The following is a 19,444-nucleotide window of genomic DNA, read 5'->3' as shown; positions in this document are numbered from 1 at the left end:
ATGACGCAACCGCAGATAATTTCCCATTTACAATATTCATGTCCATAACTACAATGTCGCCGACATGAATACCGGCGCGCTGATCCCGAACGGTCAGCGCGCTTTCTTGAGGAATGTATGTATTTGAATGGAAAGATGGCGGCGCTGTGCCTGGCCGCCTGCGCAAGCCAGGCCGGCGCTGCGGCTGCCCATGTGCAGCGCCAGACGGCGGCTACGCACACCGCCCGCCCTTCCCACCCCGACGCGAATGAAGTATCCACGCGCGACCTGCTGCTGCTGGGCGCAGGCGTGATTGTGCTGCTGGCACGGCGCCGGCCCGAACAAGACACATGGCAAGATTAAAGCAACAGTAGCACCGCATACTCGCGGCCCTCGTCACGCAGGGCGATGCTGTTGCCATCCTGCGCCACGCCATCGAGCGACAGTCCTGCAAGCCGCCCCTGCGCCTTTTCCACCGTGATGGCATAGCTGCTGGCACCGAAGCGGTAATGCAGCTTGAAGCGGTCCCATTCGGACGGCATGGCCGGCGCCATGCGCAGCATGTTCGCTTCGCGCGTCAAGCCCAGCAGGGATTCGACGATCAGCCGGTACAGCCAGCCCGACGATCCCGTGTACCAGCTCCAGCCGCCGCGCCCCACGTGCGGCGCCACGGCATACACGTCGGCCGTTACCACATATGGTTCCACCTTGTAGCGTGCCACCGCTTGCGCGTCAACGCCATGGCGCACGGGGTTGATCATGCGCAGCAGTTCCCACGCCTTTTCGCCATCACCCATGTGAGCAAACGCCATCGCCGTCCAGATGGCAGCATGCGTGTACTGGCCGCCGTTCTCGCGCACACCCGGCACATAACCGCGGATATAGCCGGGATTGAGATCGGATTTGTCGAACGGCGGATCGAGCAGCTGGATCACTCCAGAGTCACGCCGCACCAGGCGCGCATCGACCTGGCGCATGGCGCCGGCCACGCGTTCCTTGTTGGCGGCGCCCGACAGCACGCCCCAGCTTTGCGAAATCGAATCGATCTGGCATTCCTCGTTGGTGTGCGATCCCAATGGCGTGCCATCGTCAAAGTAGGCGCGCCGGTACCACTCGCCATCCCATGCATGCTCCTCGACATTGGCCGCCAGCTTGACGGCTTCGTCGCGGCAGAACTGGGCGAACGCCGCATCGCCGCGCAGCACGGCGACGTCGGCGAAGCGCTGCAGCACTTCGTACAGGAAGAAGGCCAGCCACACGCTCTCGCCCTTGCCATGCTCGCCCACCTTGTCCATGCCGTCGTTCCAGTCGCAGGAGCCCATCAGGGGCAAACCATGCACGCCCAGGCGCAAGCCATGGCGGATGGCGCGCACGCAGTGCTCGTACAGGTCGGCCGACTCGCCCGAACGCACGGGCAAGTCATAGTAGGAATCTTCTTCGGGCTTGACGGCCCGTCCCTCGATGAAGGGCGCCACTTCCGACAGCACATTGATGTCGCCCGTGGCGATCACATAGCGGCAAGCGGCCAGCGGCAGCCACAGGTAATCGTCGGAGCAATGCGTGCGCACGCCCCGGTCCGACGGCGGATGCCACCAGTGCTGTACGTCGCCTTCGACAAACTGGTGCGCCGCGCACAGCAGCAAATGGCCGCGCAGCAGTTGCGGCGCCGTGTGGATCATGGCCATCGCATCTTGCAGCTGGTCGCGGAACCCATACGCGCCGCCCGACTGGTAATAGCCGCTGCGCGCCCACAGCCGGCAGGCGATGGTCTGGTACATCAGCCAGCCATTGGCGATCACGTCCAGCGACGGTTCGGGTGTTTCGATGCGCACGGCGCCCAGGGTGCTGTCCCAGTGTTCGCGGACCGCGTCGAGCGCCATGCGGGCCGCGTCCTTGCCCGCATGGCGCTGCACCATGGTGCTGGCGTCGGCATTGCGGCGTCCGCCCACGCCGAGGAGGAAGACGATTTCGCGCTCCTGCCCCGGCTGCAGTTCAAACGGCACCTGGATCGCTGCGCACGGGTCGAGCCCCGTGCCCGCCTTGCCGGACAGGCGCACGCGGCGCAAGGCGGCCGGCCTTGCCAGGCTGCCGTTGCGGCCGATGAATTCATTGCGGTCGCAGGTGATGGAACGGATGCTGGCATCGGTGTTGAAAAAGCCGACCCTGCCCGAAAACTCCGTGTTGTAGTTATTGCGCGCAAACAGCGCGCCGCTGATCGTGTCGACTTCGGTCGCCACGTGCATGCCGGACTTGGCGCGCAGGTCGGCTAGCACCCATTCCACGTAGCCTGTGACGGACAGGCGGCGCGGCACGCCGCTGTCGTTGCGCACCTTGATCACCGAGTATTTGACGGCCGCGTCGAGCGCCACATAGGTGCACAGTTCGGTGGCGATGCCACCCTCGCTGTGTTCAAAAATGCTGTAGCCGAAGCCGTGGCGTGTCACGTAGTCGCCGCTGCCGCGCGCCGGCAGGGCCGACGGCGACCAGAACTGGCCACTCTGCTCGTCGCGCACGTAAAACGCTTCACCGGAGAGGTCGGAAACGGGGTCGTTCTGCCATGGCGTCAAACGGAATTCATGCGCATTCTCGCTCCAGGTATACGCCTGACCTCCTTCGGACACCACCGTGCCGAATTGCGCATTGGCCAGCACGTTCGACCATGGCGCCGGCGTCTGTTGACCTTCGCCCGTGGTGATCACGTATTCGCGCCCGTCGGGCGTAAAGCCGCCCAGGCCATTTTCCAGGATCAACTCGCGCTTTGGCGCCTGGTGCGGCACGCCGCCGTGTTCGCGGGCCGGGTCCTGCAGCAGCGGCGGCATGCGCAGCACGGGGCTGGGAGGGCGCTTGACCTGCTCGGCCAGGGTGCCGCGCAAGTCGCTGATGATGGCGCGCGCCACCGATTGCAGCAAGATGCGGTCTTCATTGGCGATCTGCTCGGCCAGGCGCACGAAGATGCCGCCCGGGCGGTCAATCGCCTGCGCATCGATGCCCGAGGCGATCAAGCCCATGATCTGGTCGTGCAGCAGCTGGCGGTAGCCCGACTGGTCCTCATACCAGATCACCAGGTCCACGATCAGCCCTTTCAGGCGCCAGTAGGCATGCGCCTGCACCATCTGGCGCGCCAGTTCGATATTGGCTACGTCGCGTATCTGCAAAAGCACGATGGGCAGGTCGCCCGAGATGGCATACGCCCACAGGCCGGACTGGCCGCGCTGGTTCTTGATAAGGATGCTGGCCTCGGCGCGCAGGGCCGCATTCGGATAGATCACGGCATTGGCCAGGCGCGCATACAGCTGCGCATCGGCTTCACTGGCATTGAGTTGGCGCAGCACCACCTGGCTGTGCGTCCAGGCCAGTTCGAACACGCGGTCGGCCAGATGGCGGTCCTGGTATTTATCGATCAGGTGCAACGCCGCCTCGCGCTGCTCCACCATGCCGGTGACGCTATCGACCGTCACGGCCTGATCGGGTTCGAGCGTGATGACGTAGCGGATGGCCACGATGGGGTCCAGCACGGAACCGTGGCCGCCACCGAGTGGCCCGCTATCCTGCAGCGCCTGCGGCAGCTGCGCCGTGTTGCCGCGGCCGATGAAACGCGCGCGATCCGTCTCGAACGACACGGCATAGTGCTCGATATCGTGCACGGTCATCACATGCAGCAGCCACGGCATCTGCTCGTCCTTCGAGCGAGGCCGACGCGTGCACAAAATCGCATTTTCATGTGCGAGGATTTCCGTCTGCACGAACAGCTTGCTGAACGCGGGATGCGCCGCATCGGCCGCCGCCGGCGCCATCACCACTTCGGCAAAGCTGGTGATCTCGATGCGCCGCTGGCGGTTCGAATTATTGCTGATGCGCGTACGCCGGATTTCGATGTCGTCCTCGGGCGAGACGACGATTTCCGTGTACAGGTCGAGACCATGGTCGGCACGGCGAAATTCCGCGCGTCCCTCGGAAAAAATCACTTCGTATTTCTTCGGCTCGGCCAACGTCGGCTGGTACGTGGTGGACCAGACGGCACCGTCGTCGAGGTCGCGCAGGTAGCAGAAGTTGCCCCAGTTGTCGCGCGTGCAGTCTTCGCGCCAGCGCGTCACGGACAAGTCTTTCCAGCGGCTGTAGCTGCCGCCCGCATTGCTCACCATCACGTGGTAGCGGCCATTCGAGAGCAGCTGCGTTTCCGGTACGGCGCTGTTGGCTTGCGTGAGGATGCGCATCGGCATGGCCTGCTCTGACGCGCCGCTGCGCAGCACCGCCAGTTCGGCCGTGTTCGAGTAAAACGCGCCTGCCTGCGGCGTGCGTTCCTGCAGCACCAGCAAGGCCGATTGCAGCAACGGATCGGACTCGAAACGGCGCTGCATCGGGCGGTCGTGCAGCAGATAGCTGAGGGCCAAAAAGCCCATGCCCTGGTGGTGCACCATGAACGAGCGGATGACGGCGCTGCCCTGCCCGCGCGGCAGGCGCGCCGTGGTGAAGTCGATGGCCTCAAAAAACCCGTAGCGGCCCATGTAGCCGGCCGCCTGCATGCGCTGCAGGTTCTGGCACGACGCTTCCGGCTGCACCATCAGGCCCATCATGCTGGCGTACGGCGCCACCACCAGGTCGTCGGCCAGGCCACGCTTCAGGCCCAACCCCGGCACGCCAAAGGCGCGGTACTGGTAATTCAGGCTGGCATCGACCGTGTTGTAGCCGGATTCGGAAATCCCCCACGGTACATCGCGCTGGCGACCATAGTCGATCTGCGCCTCGATGACGGAGTGATACGTCTGGTCGAGCAGGGTATTCGGATAATTCGGCATCACCAGCAGCGGCATCAGGTACTCGAACATCGAGCCGCTCCACGACAGCAGCACGGGCTGGCCGGCCACCATGCACAGCTGGCGGCCCAGGGCAAACCAGTGCTCCTGCGGCAGCTGCCCCTGGGCGATGGCGATGAAGCTTGCCAGGCGCACTTCGGAAGCGAGCAAGTCGTAGTAGCTGGGGTCGAGGCGTCGTTCGCTGACGTTGTAGCCGATGGCCAGCAGTTTGGTCGCCGGGTTGTACAGGAACGCGTATTCGATCTGCGCGAAGTCGCGCGCCTGGCCCGCCGCGTGGGCGATGTCGCGCATGTGGCGACCTGCCTGCTCGCGGCCCTGCACCAGCAAGGCGGCCAGCTCCAGCGGCGTGCCTTCCGGCGTTTCCAGGTTGGCCAGTTCGCGCAGGGTCGGCACGCGCACCAGCGCTGCATCGAGTCCCGCCTGCGCCGCCCACGGCGCCAGTTGCAGCAACTCGGCAAGCGCCGCGCGGCACTGGCGCGCCAGTGCGCCGCTCCACATGGACAGCTCGCCATCCTCGCTTTGCAGGGTCAGCGACAGCAGCGCGTCGGCAGCGCCATTCGCTGCACTCAGGTAGGCATGCCATTCGGCCAGGCTGGCTGGTGCGGCCGGCATCTGCAGCAGCGCCAGCGACGCGCGCACCTCCTTGCCTTCGCCTTCGGCGGCAATGAACTCTTGCAGTACCTGCGCCGTCGTGCGGATGCCGTCCACAATTTGCAAGCCCATGATGGGAGCGTCGTACAGTTCCACCAGGCCCGGCTGCAAGGTCAGCAGATGACCGGCCAGATTGCCGCTGTCGACCGTCGAGATGTACATGGGCTGCAGCGCCTTCAGCGTCTGCGTGTCGTACCAGTTATAGAAATGGCCCTGGAAGCGTTCCAGCTCGCCCATGCTGTGCAGTGTGGCGCGGCTGCGTTCGATCAGCTGGCCCATGGTGACATAGCCGAAGTCGTAGGCCGTCAGGTTGGCCAGCAGCGCCAGGCCGATATTCGTCGGCGAGGTGCGGTGCGCCACCACCAGGTGCGGATGCTCCTGCATGTTATCGGGCGGCAGCCAGTGATCATCGGGGCCGACGAAAGTATCGAAATACGCCCAGGTCTTGCGCGCCACGCCATGCAGGAAGCGCCCCTGCTCGGCCGACAGGCGCGCCACGGCCCGCTCGATGGGGCGGCTGATCCACCAGGCGATGGCAGGTGCGGCCAGCCATAGCAGCAGCACCACCGCGGCGGCCGGCAACGCTTCCGCGCGCCAGTGCAGCAAGGCAGCAAAGGTGGCCAGCGCCAGCGCGGGCGAGCACCACATGGCGCGCCAGCTGTCGGCCTGCGAACCGGAAGAACTGTGCAGATTGGAGGCACGCCAGTCGAGCAAATGCTTGTGCGACACGCCCAGGCGCCACAGGGTGCGCGCGATGGCGTCCAGGCTGATCCACGCTTCGTACGGCAGGAAGACGAGGGTCAGCATGGCATGCGAAAACTGCACGCCGCAGCGCCGCTCGAACGCGGCCAGATGCTGGCGCCACAGGGTGTCGCGCGGTTTGCGCAACAGATCGTACAGTGCGGAAAAGACGGGGGGCAGGAAGATGATGGCCAGCACTGCCGCACTCCAGAATGCCACGTGCGGCAGGAAACCCCATACCATCAGCAGCGACACGGTGGTGGCCGGCGCCACGATGCTGCGGCGCAGGTTGTCGAACAGCTTCCAGCGCGACAGCATCGACAGGGGATTGCGTTCGCGCTTGCCGGCGCGGCCCGGCACGCGGCCCAGCAACCAGCCGATCAGCTGCCAGTCGCCGCGTATCCAGCGCTGGCGGCGGCTGACGTCGGCGTCGTAACGGGCCGGGTATTCTTCATACAGTTGCGAGTCGCTGAGCAGGCCGGCGCGCAGGTAGCAGCCTTCCAATAAATCATGGCTGAGGATTTTATTATCGGGCAGTCGCTGTCCCAGCACCCGTTCGAACATGTCGAGGTCGTAGATGCCCTTGCCGATGAAGGAGCCCTCGTAAAATACGTCCTGGTACAGGTCCGAGACGGTGCGCGTATAGGGATCGATGCCCGGTTCGCCGCCGCACAGCAGCTCGTAGCGTGAAGCGTTCGCGCTGGGCAGCGCCACGGCCACGCGCGGCTGCAAGATGCCGTAGCCGGCCACCACGCGCGTACCGGCCGCGTCGAGCACGGGTCGGTTCAGCGGGTGCATCATGGTGGCGATGAATTCGCGCGCCGCGTCGCGCGGCAGCTGCGTATCGGTGTCGAGCGTGATCACGTATTTGATCGTGCGCAGGCCGCGCAACTCGCCTTCCACCAGCGAGAATTTGTCGCGCGCGCCGCCGCGCAGGAACGCGTGCAGGTCGGACAATTTTCCGCGCTTGCGCTCTTGCCCCATCCACGCATTCTGCTGCGAATTCCACAGGCGCGGACGGTGCAGCAGCAGGAACGGGCCCATATGGCCCAGCTCTTCGCGTTCGGCCGGGTCGCCGTTTTCCTTGAACTCGCTACCCTCCACGCGATATTTGTCGTTCAAGCCACGGATGGTCTCCTGCGCCTGGCGCAGCAAGGCTTCGTCGCCCGGCATCGTTTGTGCATCCGCGTCGACAAAGTCGGTCAGCAGGCAGAAACGCAGGTTCGGATCGCGGTTGGCCAGGTAGCGCACTTCCAGCGCCTCGCACAAGGCGGCCACGTTTTGCTCGCTGTAGATCAGGGTCGGCACCACCACGATGCCGCGCCCGTCCGACGGAATGCCGGCCTGGTAATCCATGCGCGGCAGCGGATGCGGCGACGTCATCAGGGTCGCCAGCCAGTTCACCACGGCCACGGCCAGCTGGCTGCTGCCCAGCAGCGCCAGCGCACCCAGCGCCACCAGTGGCCAGCCCTGCACGCCATGGCGCACGGCGCGCTCGAGCAGCAGCGCGCTCGTCGCCAGGCTCAGGAAGCAGATAGCGCCGAGGTAGACGGCCAGCGGCGCGGCGCGCGCCGTATGCTGCAGCGCCTCGACGAAGGGCAGCTTCGCGCCGGCCTGCTTTTCCAGCACCAGCACGCCGCGCCCCACCAGGTAAAAGCCGATATGACCACGGCGCGCATCATTGCCGTTGCCGTGCGTGTGCGCCAGTTGCACCACCATCTCGGCCACTTCCACTTCGCTGCGCGCGCTGCGCCTGGCGATGCGCTCGATGACGTGGCGATAGCTGTCGCGCGTGGCGAAATCCATCAAGCCATAGGTGCCGGCCGGGTCCAGCCGCAAGGTCTGCTCGACAACGCTCATGGTCTCGACAAATTCCTGCCAATCCATGGTGCCCAGAAAACGCAGACTGCCGATGCTGTTGGCGATCGATACCTGGTCGGCCGCCTGCTGCCCGATCTCGGACTGGATCTGCTGCTCGATGGTGAGACCCGATTCGGCCAGCTTGTGCGTCAGCCACGACAGGGCCAGGGTCAGCGACGAACTTTGTCCCTGCAGGCGGCGCGACAATTCGGCCACGAAGGCACTGGTCATCGGTGGATTCGAGCGTGCCATGTCGGCTACCAGCAGGATCAAGCCGCTGGGATTACGCTCGGCGATGTCCGTCATCTGGTCGGCCCAGGTATTGGCCAGGTCGCGCTGCATGCGGTCATCGGCCACGCGCACGGCAACGCGGCGCAGGTTTTCGATCAGGGCCAGACGCAGCATGATGGGCACGGCCCACAATTCGCCCAGGGTCAGGGTGGCGACATCCTGGTAAGCCTCGATGAAATGGCACAGGTTTTCCAGATCGACCCGGCCATCGCCATGCGAGATGATTTCCAGCGCGATCTTGTACACGCGCGGACAGCCTGCGTCCACGCCCGACGTCAGCCGTGGCAGCTCCTTGCTGTAGTTCTTCGGCAAGTGGCGCCGCGTGGTGCGGATCTGCTCTTCGATCAGGTAAAAATTATCCAGCAGCCACTCCGAGGCGGGCGTGACCTGACGCCCGCTCTTGACGGTGGCCGTCAGTTCGTTGACGGTGGCCGTGATCAGCGCCGCATTGTCGGCCAGGCGCGCCAGCAGGCGGTCGCGGCCATGATGCCGTCCCACCGCATGACCGGCGGCCACATGCTTGCCGTGGGCGGCCATCTGCATGGCGCTGAATAACTCGGAGCGCAGGGGCAAGGCATCGTCGCGCGCAGCGTCGAAACTGTCCGGGGCAAGGGGATGGTCGCGGAAGATTTCCTTGAATTTGGACATCTGTTCCTTGATCTGCTGCGTGACAACTGCTGTGTACTCTTTCAACTTGGGCCTCGCTAGGTGCACGCAGGCAGCCAGCGGCCACCGTCACGCCAGCCCAGTCTGGAAGAACACGATCGGACACTGGCGAAGACGGAAAGCGAAGCGCCGGAGCGTTGCGACGAATCTCAGGGTATAGGGAGATTTTCTGAACTTCATCGTAGGTGCGCGCTGCGCACAAGACCGTGCGCTAGCGTACATACACGAGGTTTTAGAGACGTGCAGGCAAAGAAATCAGCCCGTGCAGGGGAGAAAAATGCCCGAAGGAAATGAATGGGAGCAACTCAACTACCCGCACCGTGTCAATGATGGCACGGTGCAACATTCCAGAGGAGAAACTTCAGCACCGTCATGCCGCGATGGCCAGCGGGTGACGTGTCGCCTCCGCCAGCGCCATGCCGCCATTGAGTTGCCATGCCGCAGCATGGCCCAGGCGGCGCAGACAGGCGGCTGCACGCGCGCTGCGGTTGCCGCTGCGGCAGAAAAAGACCAGCGGGCGCTGTGGCTGCTGCAGCCATGCGGCCACCTGTCCTGCCAGGCGGCTCAGCGGTACGCTATGCACCGTGCAGCCCTCGAATACCGTGCCGGCGCAGGCCGCGTGTTCATATGCTTCGCGCACGTCGACGAGGATGGCGTCAGGATGCTGGCGCAGGAAGGCGGGCAGGCCGGCCGCATCGAGCTGCAGGTCGGCAGCTGGCACGACGCCTTCCTGCACCGCGCGCACGGTGCTGCAGATGCTGCCGTCATCGCCTGCGGCGCACAGTACGGTGTCTGGTCTCACCAGCGCCGCATCCAACAAGAGCGTCAGCGCCTCGGGCGCCAGGCTGCCGATAAAGGCGAAGCGCTGGCCCAGCAAGTAAACATGGGTCTCACCATACTCGATCTGGCGCAGGCGCTGCTGGCCCAGCTCCAGCTCACCGTCGATATCGACGTGAGCGACTTGTTCGATCTCGAGTTCCTGCAACAACGCCAGGCGCGCCACGCCGTGGTCGGCGGGCGCTGCCGTGTGCACGATGGCGCGCAAGGCCAGATGCTGGCAGCGGATGAAGGCGGCCAGGCGCGGCACGAGCGCGGCGACAGGATCGATGACGATACAACTGGCGCTGGCGACGTCGCTGAGCAGCCAGGTGCACTGTCCATCCACGCTCACCTGGATTATGCCGTCCTGCGCACCGTCCTGCTGCGATGGCGTCAGCGCCGACGGCAGCAAACAGCTGCTGCGCAGCGCCTCGCCGCAGCGCTCAATGCGCGCGCAGGCGGCCGCTATCGTCGCCGCATCGATCAGGGGGCCGAACGACAGACGGATGGCCGAGCTGGCACGCCATTGCGGCACGTGCATGGCTTCCAGCACATAGCTGGGCAGGGCCTTGGCGGCGGAACAGGCGCTGCCCGAACTGACGCGCACGCGCGCCGCATCGAACAGGTCCAGCAACTCTTTCGAGGACAAGCCAGGCACGGAAAAATTGAGCGTGGTTGGCAAGGACAAGTCGAACGGCATATTGAAAACGATGCCGGGGAAAGCGCGCTCCAGGCTGGCCACCAGCTGCTCGCGGAACGCGGCCAGATCGGCGTGGCTGCGGAAGGTCTTGCCATCGTCCAGCGCGGCCAGCACGGCGCCCAGGGCGGCGATGCCGGCCATGTTCTCCGTGCCCGAGCGCAGGCCCGCTTCCTGGCCGCCGCCCATCATCAACGGGGTAAATGGTGCACCAGCGCGCACGTACAGCATGCCGATGCCCTTGGGCGCATACAGCTTGTGACCAGAGAACGGCGCGTAGTCGATGCGCGTGGCGGCCAGGTTCAATGTCAGCTTGCCCAGCGCCTGCACGCAGTCGACCATCCAGTAGGCGTCCGCACCGCGTTCCTGCAGCAGTTGCGCGATGGCGGACAGGTCGCTGATGACGCCCGTTTCATTGTTGGCCGCCATCGTGCACAGCATGGCCGCGTCGCCGATCAGCGCATCGAGTGCCTGCAGATCGTGGCGCCCCTGTGCGTCGACGGGCAGCTTGCGCACTTCCAGGTTCAGACCCAATAAACGGTTCCAGTGCGCCAGGCTTTCCGGCACGGCCTTGTGCTCGGTCGCGCCATACAGCAGCAGGCTGCCGATGCGCTTGCCTGCAGCACGCCGCTCGCGCAGCGCGCACAAGGCCGACAGCACGGCCGTCTGGATGCCTTCGGTAGCGCCGCTATTGAACATCAGGCGACCATCGCCCACGCCCAGCAAGCGGCTGGCGCGTTGGCGTACGCCATCCATCATGGCCTTGGCCTGCAATCCCGTGGCGTGGGTGCTGCTGGGATTGCCATAGCCCTGCTCCATCGCTTGCCGGGCGGCGGCAACGGCGGCGGGCAGTACGCAAGTGGTGGCATTGCTGTCGAGGTAGATTTCTTTCATGATGGCCGTCTGAGTATTCTATAAAAAGGGCACAGCGCAGGCGGCTGGAGCGTATGGATAGTTTACCGGTACGCTTCCGTGAAGATATGCCAAAAGACACTGCAAACGAGTTAATATGCAGCATATACATGCCATAAAATAGAAAATAGCGAAATGAATTCACCAAACACATCGCTCGACAAATTCGATTGCGCCATCCTCGCCGCCCTGCAGCAGGATGGCACCCTGTCGATCGCCGCCCTCAGCGAGAAGATCGGTCTGTCCAGCACACCCTGCTGGAAGCGCGTCAAGCGCCTGGAGGAAGACGGTTATATCGAAAGCCGCGTGGCCATCGTCAACCGGCAAAAAGTGGGCTTACCCGTCACGGTTTTCGTCAGCGTGCGCACGGGACAGCACGATGAAAAATGGCTGCGCCGCTTCGCCGCCGCCGTCATCGTCTTGCCCGAGGTACAGGAATTTCACCGCATGAGCGGTGACATCGACTACCTGCTGAAAGTCGTCACCACCGACATCAAGGGTTACGATACTTTCTATAAAAAACTCATCAAGGCTGTGCAACTGACGGGCGTGTCGTCCGCCTTTTCCATGGAGCAAATCAAGTGCAGCACGGAATTGCCGCTGGAATTGATCGCCCACGGCTTGCCAGCCTGAACGTTTTTCCACCCCGCGCCGGTATACATGAAAAGCATGCATGTTAACACCTTGCAATCGTTGCCATAAAGCAACACTCCTGTATTAAATACGGCATAGCCCAACTATATCCCCCTCATCCGTCGCTATACTGCGCACTTGTCCGTGCCTTTCTGGCAACCTCTGCCGGTCGTGCGGGCCCATCCCTAGGGTCTTCCATGCATCTGCTTCGTCGTCTCTCCATCCAGAAAAAACTGATGTTCAGCATGGGCTTATGCCTGCTGATTTTCATGGGAATTTCATCCTTCCTCAGCGTGCGCATGAGCAGCGATTATGTGCGCGAACGCGTCGTCGGCCAGGAACTACCAGCCCAGGTGGGCGAAATTCGCAACGACGTGCTGCGCCAGATCAGCCAACCGTTGTCGGTGGTGCAAACGATGGCCAATGATGTCTTTCTGCAAGACTGGGAAGACGCGGACCTGGCGGACAGTGGCTTGGCCACGTTCCAGCGCTACGCCAAAATGCTGAAGGAAAAAAACAAGGCGGCCGTCGTCAGCTGGAGCTCGCAAACTGCGTCCAGGTACATGACCGATGCGGGTCTGATCCGCACGCTGGACAAGCAACAGCCAGCCGATCATTGGTTCTTCAGCATGCTCGACGAAAACAAACAGCACACGATCAATCTGGACCGCGATCCAGCCTCGGGCAGTTTCATGCTGTTCCTGAATGCACGGGGCCAGACGGCGGGCGGCAAGGCCGTCATTACAGGCATGGGCTTGAGCGTCGACACCATGGCCGACACCATCCGCAGTTACAAGATCGGCCAGACCGGCCATGTCTACCTGGTACGCGCCGACGGCAACCTGCTGATCCACCGCGATCCAGCCCTGGCCGACGGCAAGCATCAACTCAAGGAGTTGCCCGGCTTTAGCGATACCCTGAGCAAGAGCCTGCTGACGGGCAAAAAATACGCGTACGCCATCTACGATGCGCCTGCGGGACGCCAGTTCGTCGCCGCCTCCTTCGTGCCGGAACTCAACCTGTATGTGATGGCTGAAGTACCGGAATCGGAAGTGCTGGGCAACGTCACGCGTTCAGCCTTGATCGCCGCCCTGATCGCCGGCCTGGTGGGTGGCGGTATCGCTTTGTGCATCATTTATGTCATCAGCCGCGCCATCGCCGCCCCCGTCGCACGGGCAGCCGACATGCTCAGCGAAATTGCCAGCGGAAACGGCGACCTGAGCCGCCGCATGCCCGTCGAATCGGAAGACGAGGTCGGCGCGCTGGCCGCTGCCTTCAACCGTTTCGTCGCATCGCTAAACGTGACGATACGCGAAGTTCGCGACAGTACCGGGTCCATTGCCAGCGCATCGAGCCAGATCGCTTCGGGCAACCTGGACTTGTCAGCGCGTACGGAAACCCAGGCATCGAGCCTGGAAGAGACGGCGGCAGCCATGGAAGAGCTGACGTCGACCGTGAAACAGAACGCGGATAATGCGCGCCAGGCCAACCAGCTGGTGGTGTCGGCCTCGAGCCACGCCGTCAAGGGTGGCGAGGTGGTGGGCCAGGTGGTGCAGACGATGGGCGCGATTACGGAAAGTTCGCGCAAGATCGCGGACATTATCGGCGTGATCGATGGCATTGCCTTTCAAACCAATATCCTTGCCCTGAACGCGGCAGTCGAGGCGGCGCGCGCGGGAGAACAGGGCCGCGGCTTTGCCGTGGTGGCGACAGAAGTGCGCAACCTGGCGCAACGCTCGGCAGCAGCGGCCAAGGAAATCAAGGACTTGATCGTCGACTCGGGCAGCAAGGTGGAAGCGGGAAGCAAGCTGGTCGACTCCGCCGGCGCCACCATGCAGGACATCGTCGTCTCCGTGCAGAGAGTGGCCGACCTGATGGGAGAGATCGCTTCAGCCAGCCAGGAGCAAAGCCAGGGTATCGCGCAAGTCAATGCCACCGTCACGCAGATGGATGACGCAACCCAGCAAAACGCGGCCCTGGTGGAAGAAGCGGCCGCGGCAGCCCAATCCTTGCAAGATCAGGCTGGCAGGCTGGCACAGGTGGTCAGCGTCTTCAAACTGGAAGAAACGGGGCATGCAGCGCCGCCGCAGCCACCGGTCCACAAGCCCACGCTGGCCAAGCCGTCCCGCCCGGCAATGCTCAAAGCAACGGTCCCCGCCGCGCGCCCGAAAGCGCCGGCCAGCGATGCATGGGAAGAGTTTTAAAGGCGATTAAAGCGCCGGTGCTTTCACGCTCGCCGCTTGCTTGAAGAAATCATAAATGCCGCTCTCGCTCATGCGGCGCGCGTTCGCCAGTTCGCCGCCCTTGGTGGCGTACAGCACCTGGTTGTTGTCGCTCGAGACCAGCACGGCAGCCGGGATGCCTTTTTTGAGCGGATTGCCATAGGTTTGCGCCACGTCGAGGTTATGGTCGAAGTTGCCCACGTCGACCTTGACGACCTTGAACTGCTGTTGCATCAATTCCGCGTTCTTGCCCTCCTTCAAGGCCTTGTCGAGCGCGCGGCAATCCTCGCACCAGTTGGCGCCAAAGATCAGCAAGACAGGCACGTGCGCCGCCTTGGCCTCGGCCAGCGCGCGTGCCACGTCGGCCTTGGCGTCGGCCGCCGCGTTGTAAGGCAAATGTGGCGTGGCGACCGGGTTAGCCGGTGTCGGGGCGGCGGCAACGGCGGTGCCGGCAAGTAGCAGGCTGGCAAAAAGAATGGAAAGGCGCATGCGGGGCTCCTGAGAGAAATCGTGAGGCCAGCTGAACAGCTGTCAGCGGGCATGATTGTCTAGAATATGCGTACCTGTAGGAAATATCCACCATTTAATTGCATTGTGCTTATGCGGAAAACGTATAAACGGCACCAAAAGAGCCTTCCATCATCGCGGCCTCCAGGAACTTGCTGGAGCGGCACGGCTTGCAGGCGGTCTGCGCCGAGGATTAATGCCCGCCGGCAGCGAAATGGAACGCATGGGATAATGTCGGGCTCACACTGAGCAACGCGGCCCGAACGCGCCCTCCTCCATGACGACTTCTTTCCTGGCACGCTGGCTGCCGCAACCGAACAACGGCAGCCGCCGCGAACAATTGCGCGCCTGCGCGGGCGCCATCTGCGGTTTGCTGCTCACGGGTCTCATCTGCCACTTCCTGCTGGCACCCGATAGCGCCAGCGTCTACCTGATCGCGCCCATGGGCGCCTCGGCCGTGCTGCTGTTTTGCCTGCCAGCGAGCCCGCTGGCGCAACCGTGGTCCGTAGTGGGTGGCAATGTGGTCTCCGGCCTGGTGGGCATGGCTTGCGTGAAATGGCTGGGGCCCAGCGTAGGCGTGGCAGCGCTGGCAGCCTGCCTGGCCATCGGCGCCATGTTTGCCCTGCGCTGTCTGCATCCGCCGGGCGGCGCCGTGGCCCTGACCACCGTCGTCGGCGGCGCCAGCGTGCATGCGGCCGGCTTTGAATTCGTCTTCATCACCGTGCTGTTCAATTCAGCCGTACTGGTCGCCTGCGCCGTGCTGTACAACAACCTGACAGGACGCCGCTACCCGCACACCCAGCAACTGGTCGCACCGCATCCGCACGCCACGAAGGATGACATCCCCAGCACCCGCCTGGGATTTTCGCCGGATGACCTCGATGCCGTCTTGCGCCAGCACAGCGAAGTGCTCGACATCAGCCGCGACGATTTGCAGGCGATCTTTCTGCAAACGGAAATGCGCGCCTACCAGCGCCGCTTCGGCGTCGTCACCTGCGCCGACATCATGTCGAAGGACGTGCTCAGCGTGGAATTCGGCACGCCGCTCGATGTTGCCTGGCGCACCATGCGCGAGCACGAGGTGGGCGCCCTGCCCGTCGTCAACCGGGCGCGCCGCGTCATCGGCATCATCACACAGACGGATTTTCTGCACCATGGCGGCCTCGACGATTATCAGGGCATGCGCCAGCGCCTGCGCAGCCTGCTGCAGCGCAGCGGCCGCACCCACAGCGACAAGCCGGAAGTGGTGGGCCAGTTGATGACGCCGTCGCCCCACACTGCCCGCCTGGGCACGCCCATCATCGATCTGGTGCCCCTGATGGCCGATGCCGGCTACCACCATATTCCCATCCTCGACGATGAAGAGCGCCTGGCCGGCATCATCAGCCAGTCCGACCTGATGGCGGCCTTGTATGAAAGCCGCTTTGCCGAGACGGCCGCATGACGCCATTCCAGGCACTGCTGACGGGTCCTGATAGCGGCTCCGCCGGCATGCCCGTCAGCGCGCATTTCTTCGGCGCGCAGCTGGCCATCGATACGCCCGGCTCCACCGTCGATGTGGCGCAGCTGGTCGTCAGCGTGGGCGGTGTCGATGGACCGGAACTGTTCCTGAACTGGCTCGATGCACAAGGCCGACAGGCGTCGCTGAAACCGCTCGGAGCGGAGGACATCGCCATCGTCTTGAAGGAGGCGCCGGCCGCGCTGCAGACGCAACTGCAGCGCCTGTGGGGGGAGCGCCAGCGCAACCGGCGGCAAGTGTCGGGCTGGCTTGCCGGTTTGACGGGCGCGGCCGTCGTCGCCTCTGCCCTGCTGTGGTGGCAAGGCAGCCATGCCATCGGCGCTCTGGCGGGATGGATCCCCTTGTCGACGGAAAAACAGCTGGGCGAACTGGCCCTGTCGCAAGTGCGCGCGCAGGGCGGCATCAGCGAGCACGGCGTGGCGCAGCAAACGGTGCAGGACATCGGCCGCACGCTGACGGCGGGGTCACGCTACCAGTACCGCTGGCTGGTCAAGCAGGACGACACCGTCAACGCCTTTGCCATGCCGGGCGGCATCATCGTCGTGCATACGGGCTTGCTGCGCCAGGCAAACGACCCGGAAGAGCTGGCCGGCGTGCTCGCGCATGAAGTACAGCATGTGGAACAGCGCCATTCACTGCGGCAAATGATCAGCAGCCTGGGCTGGGGCGCCCTGGTGGGCGTGACCATCGGCGACATCAGCGCCGTGGCCGCCATGCTCGCGCACCAGGCCGGCACCCTGTATTTCAGCCGCGACATGGAAGAGGAAGCGGACAGGCTCGGTTTGCTTGCCTTGCAGCGCGCACAGATCCGTCCCGATGGCATGCTGCGCTTTTTTCAGAAGCTCGATGACAAGGACAAGGGGGCAACGCCAGGATGGATTTCCTCCCACCCGCAGACGGCGGCGCGGGCGCAGCAAATCCGCAGTCTGATCGCTGCCACGCCCTGCCCCGCTTGCGTCCCATTGGCCAGCCGGCACTGGCCGGCGATGAAAGCCGTTGTCGCGCCAGCGGACAAATAGCAACATTCCTCCCGCACAATTTATCCAAACGCACCGGGCAATGGCGTATGCTTACGCCCCGGCTGTTCCTTCGCGAGCGGCCACCCCGACCTCGCTAAGCCCCGTTCATTCCCCTCCTTACAAAGGACATCGCGCATGAAGCATCGTTTTGCCGCCGGCACCCTCGGCACCCTGGCCATCTCCCTGTTGCTCGCCCACACGCCCCTGGCGCAAGCGGCCCAGCCCACAGCCAAAACCGTGGCCGTCAGTGCGCCACAAGCGAAACATCAGCTGCAAGTGCTGGCCGACAAATACTACGATGCGCAGGCCCGTTTCGAGCCGATCAATGCCACCGAGAGCGGCGACAACCGTTTTGACGATCAGCTCGGTTCAGCCATCGTTCCCGCCGCGCGCGCGAAACAGTTCACCCTGTACCGCCAGTACCAGAAGACCCTGCGCAGTATTGCCCGCGCGCGCCTGTCGCACCAGGACCAGATCAACTACGATATTCTTGACTATGAACTGGCCACGGCACTGAGCTTCGAGCGCTTCCCCGAATACCTGCTGCCACTGAACCAGATGGACAGCATGCCCGTCACCCTGGCTAATTATGCGGGTGGCGAGGCATCGCAACCGCTGACCACGGTCAAGCAATACGACGCCTACCTGAGCCGTATCAGCCAGCTGCCGGGCTGGATAGACCAGGCCATTGCCAACATGAAAGTCGGCATGCAAAAGGGCATCGTGCTGCCGAAAGCGCTGACGGAGTCGGCCTTGCCGCAATTTAAAAAACTGGTCAGCGCCACGCCGCAGGACAGCGTCTATTACACGCCCATCAAGAACTTGCCAGCCAGCTTTTCCGACGCGGACAAGGCGCGCCTGACGCAGGCGTACACCGCCGCCATCCAGGCCAAACTGATGCCTGCCCTGCAGCGCCTGTCCACCTTCATGGAACGCGACTACCTGCCGGCCGGCCGCACGAGCAGCGGCTGGAGCGCCCTGCCCGATGGCGCTGCCTGGTATCAGGCGCGCGTGGCCAGCAGCACCACCACGGACTTGAAGCCGGAGCAAATCCACGCCATCGGCTTGAAGGAAGTGGCGCGCATCCAGGAACAATACGCGATCGTCGGTCCGAAGATGGGCTACAACGGCCCGGCCGCCGGCTTGCCCGTATGGGTCTCGGAACAGGCGAAATACCGCCCGTTCAAGACGGAACAGGAAGTGCTCGACGTCTACCGCAAGCTGAACGTGCTGCTGGACAGCAAATTGCCTGCCCTGTTCACCCTGGTGCCGAAGGCGCCGCTGGACTTGCGCCTGGAACCTGAACTGAGCCGCGACACGGCCGCCGACCATTACACGGCGCCGGCCGCTGATGGTTCGCGCCCAGGCGTGTTCTGGTCCGTCGTCACGGATCCGAAACTGTATGGCGACACGGGCATGACTACCTTGTTCTTGCACGAAGGCAAGCCTGGCCACCATTTCCACCTGGCACTGGTGCAAGAGATGGACTTGCCGAATTTCCGCCGTTTCGGTGGCAATAATGCCTTCACGGAAGGCTGGGCCCTGTACGCGGAAACGCTGGGCAAGGAAATGGGCCTGTTCGACGATCCAGCCCAATACTTCGGCCACTTGAACGACGAGATGCTGCGCGCCGTGCGCCTGGTGGTCGACACGGGACTGCACACCAAGGGCTGGACGCGCGAGCAGACGATCAAGTACATGCGCGACACCCTCGGCTATGACGCCGTGGCGAAAAGCGAAACGGAACGCTACATGGCCTGGCCGGGCCAGGCGCTGGGCTACAAAATCGGTTCGCTGAAGATCGTCGAACTGCGCCAGCGCGCGCAACAGGCGCTGGGCGACAAATTCAGCCTGCCGAAATTCCATGAAGTCGTGCTCAGCGACGGTACCCTGCCCCTGAAACTGCTGGAAGCCAAGGTGGACCGGTGGATAGCGCAACAAAAGTAAGACGCGGCGCCTGAAAGCAAAACGGCAGCACCTCGATGGCGCTGCCGTTTTTTTTTGGCTATGTCACCGTAAGGTGTGGGAACTCTCCCATGGTTGCCTTCAACAATGTTTCTGGGGAGCGGATGCGTCCGGCGTCGAGTATCCAGCGCCACCCCAGATAATTCGGC

The 19,444-nt window shown here is 63.8% G+C and carries 9 protein-coding genes and 1 pseudogene; 6 read left to right on the top strand and 4 right to left on the bottom strand.

Annotation, left to right across the window (positions count from 1 at the left end; translation table 11 throughout):
* Positions 1–117 precede the first annotated feature (117 nt).
* Positions 118–342, top strand: a complete 225-nt coding sequence (locus ACQ4WN_RS24605; RefSeq protein ID WP_436553879.1) for a hypothetical protein — start codon at positions 118–120, stop codon at positions 340–342.
* Here the strand turns inward: ACQ4WN_RS24605 and ACQ4WN_RS24600 are convergent.
* Together ACQ4WN_RS24600 and ACQ4WN_RS24595 are read right to left on the bottom strand one after the other, a co-directional pair.
* Entirely contained in the window at positions 339–8,984 is an 8,646-nt protein-coding gene (locus ACQ4WN_RS24600) for a GH36-type glycosyl hydrolase domain-containing protein (protein WP_436553878.1), read from the bottom strand. The two genes, ACQ4WN_RS24605 and ACQ4WN_RS24600, sit on opposite strands and share 4 nt — an antisense overlap.
* 388 nt (positions 8,985–9,372) lie before the next feature.
* Positions 9,373–11,412: an aminotransferase class V-fold PLP-dependent enzyme gene (locus ACQ4WN_RS24595; RefSeq protein ID WP_436553877.1), complete on the bottom strand. Its 2,040-nt coding sequence runs from the start codon at positions 11,410–11,412 to the stop codon at positions 9,373–9,375.
* 153 nt (positions 11,413–11,565) lie between these two features.
* On the opposite strand from ACQ4WN_RS24595, the gene ACQ4WN_RS24590 reads away from it, so the two are divergent.
* Together ACQ4WN_RS24590 and ACQ4WN_RS24585 are read left to right on the top strand one after the other, a co-directional pair.
* On the top strand, positions 11,566–12,063 hold the full coding sequence (locus ACQ4WN_RS24590) for an Lrp/AsnC family transcriptional regulator (protein ID WP_152255419.1): 498 nt from the start codon (positions 11,566–11,568) through the stop codon (positions 12,061–12,063).
* Positions 12,064–12,260: 197 nt separating this feature from the next.
* A complete protein-coding gene (locus ACQ4WN_RS24585) occupies positions 12,261–14,267 on the top strand; it encodes a methyl-accepting chemotaxis protein (protein WP_436553876.1) in 2,007 nt (668 codons plus the stop codon).
* A 6-nt stretch (positions 14,268–14,273) separates the two neighbouring features.
* Here the strand turns inward: ACQ4WN_RS24585 and ACQ4WN_RS24580 are convergent, their stop codons facing one another.
* Complete coding sequence (locus ACQ4WN_RS24580; protein WP_436553875.1) at positions 14,274–14,774, bottom strand: thioredoxin family protein; 501 nt, start codon at positions 14,772–14,774, stop codon at positions 14,274–14,276.
* 295 nt (positions 14,775–15,069) lie between these two features.
* Here ACQ4WN_RS24580 and ACQ4WN_RS24575 point away from each other — a divergent pair, with 295 nt between their 5' ends.
* The 3 genes from ACQ4WN_RS24575 (at position 15,070) to ACQ4WN_RS24565 (ending at position 19,277) form a co-directional block, all read left to right on the top strand.
* The gene (locus ACQ4WN_RS24575) at positions 15,070–16,236 is read left to right on the top strand and encodes an HPP family protein (protein WP_436553874.1); all 1,167 of its coding nucleotides are present in this window, start codon (positions 15,070–15,072) and stop codon (positions 16,234–16,236) included.
* Positions 16,233–17,330, top strand: a complete 1,098-nt coding sequence (locus ACQ4WN_RS24570) for a M48 family metallopeptidase (RefSeq protein WP_436553873.1) — start codon at positions 16,233–16,235, stop codon at positions 17,328–17,330. Before ACQ4WN_RS24575 ends, ACQ4WN_RS24570 begins: the two co-directional genes overlap by 4 nt.
* A 135-nt stretch (positions 17,331–17,465) precedes the next feature.
* On the top strand, positions 17,466–19,277 hold the full coding sequence (locus tag ACQ4WN_RS24565) for a DUF885 domain-containing protein (protein WP_436553872.1): 1,812 nt from the start codon (positions 17,466–17,468) through the stop codon (positions 19,275–19,277).
* A gap of 58 nt (positions 19,278–19,335) precedes the next feature.
* Here ACQ4WN_RS24565 and ACQ4WN_RS24560 read toward each other — a convergent pair.
* Positions 19,336–19,444, bottom strand: a pseudogene (locus ACQ4WN_RS24560) (IS1595 family transposase); the annotation flags it as partial.

It is taken from the genome of Janthinobacterium pasteuri, from assembly GCF_051380775.1.
In the GTDB taxonomy this organism is placed as follows: Bacteria; Pseudomonadota; Gammaproteobacteria; order Burkholderiales; family Burkholderiaceae_D; genus Janthinobacterium.
Note: the sequence above shows the minus strand (reverse complement) of the source record. Positions and strands in the feature narration are given on the sequence as shown.

Coding starts and splice junctions, on each gene's coding strand:
- ACQ4WN_RS24570 (WP_436553873.1), top strand. CDS start 16,233: ATGACGCCATTCCAGGCACTGCTGACGGGTCCTGATAGCGGCTCCGCC.
- ACQ4WN_RS24565 (WP_436553872.1), top strand. CDS start 17,466: ATGAAGCATCGTTTTGCCGCCGGCACCCTCGGCACCCTGGCCATCTCC.
- ACQ4WN_RS24605 (WP_436553879.1), top strand. CDS start 118: ATGTATTTGAATGGAAAGATGGCGGCGCTGTGCCTGGCCGCCTGCGCA.
- ACQ4WN_RS24575 (WP_436553874.1), top strand. CDS start 15,070: ATGACGACTTCTTTCCTGGCACGCTGGCTGCCGCAACCGAACAACGGC.
- ACQ4WN_RS24595 (WP_436553877.1), bottom strand. CDS start 11,412: ATGAAAGAAATCTACCTCGACAGCAATGCCACCACTTGCGTACTGCCC.
- ACQ4WN_RS24580 (WP_436553875.1), bottom strand. CDS start 14,774: ATGCGCCTTTCCATTCTTTTTGCCAGCCTGCTACTTGCCGGCACCGCC.
- ACQ4WN_RS24585 (WP_436553876.1), top strand. CDS start 12,261: ATGCATCTGCTTCGTCGTCTCTCCATCCAGAAAAAACTGATGTTCAGC.
- ACQ4WN_RS24600 (WP_436553878.1), bottom strand. CDS start 8,984: ATGTCCAAATTCAAGGAAATCTTCCGCGACCATCCCCTTGCCCCGGAC.
- ACQ4WN_RS24590 (WP_152255419.1), top strand. CDS start 11,566: ATGAATTCACCAAACACATCGCTCGACAAATTCGATTGCGCCATCCTC.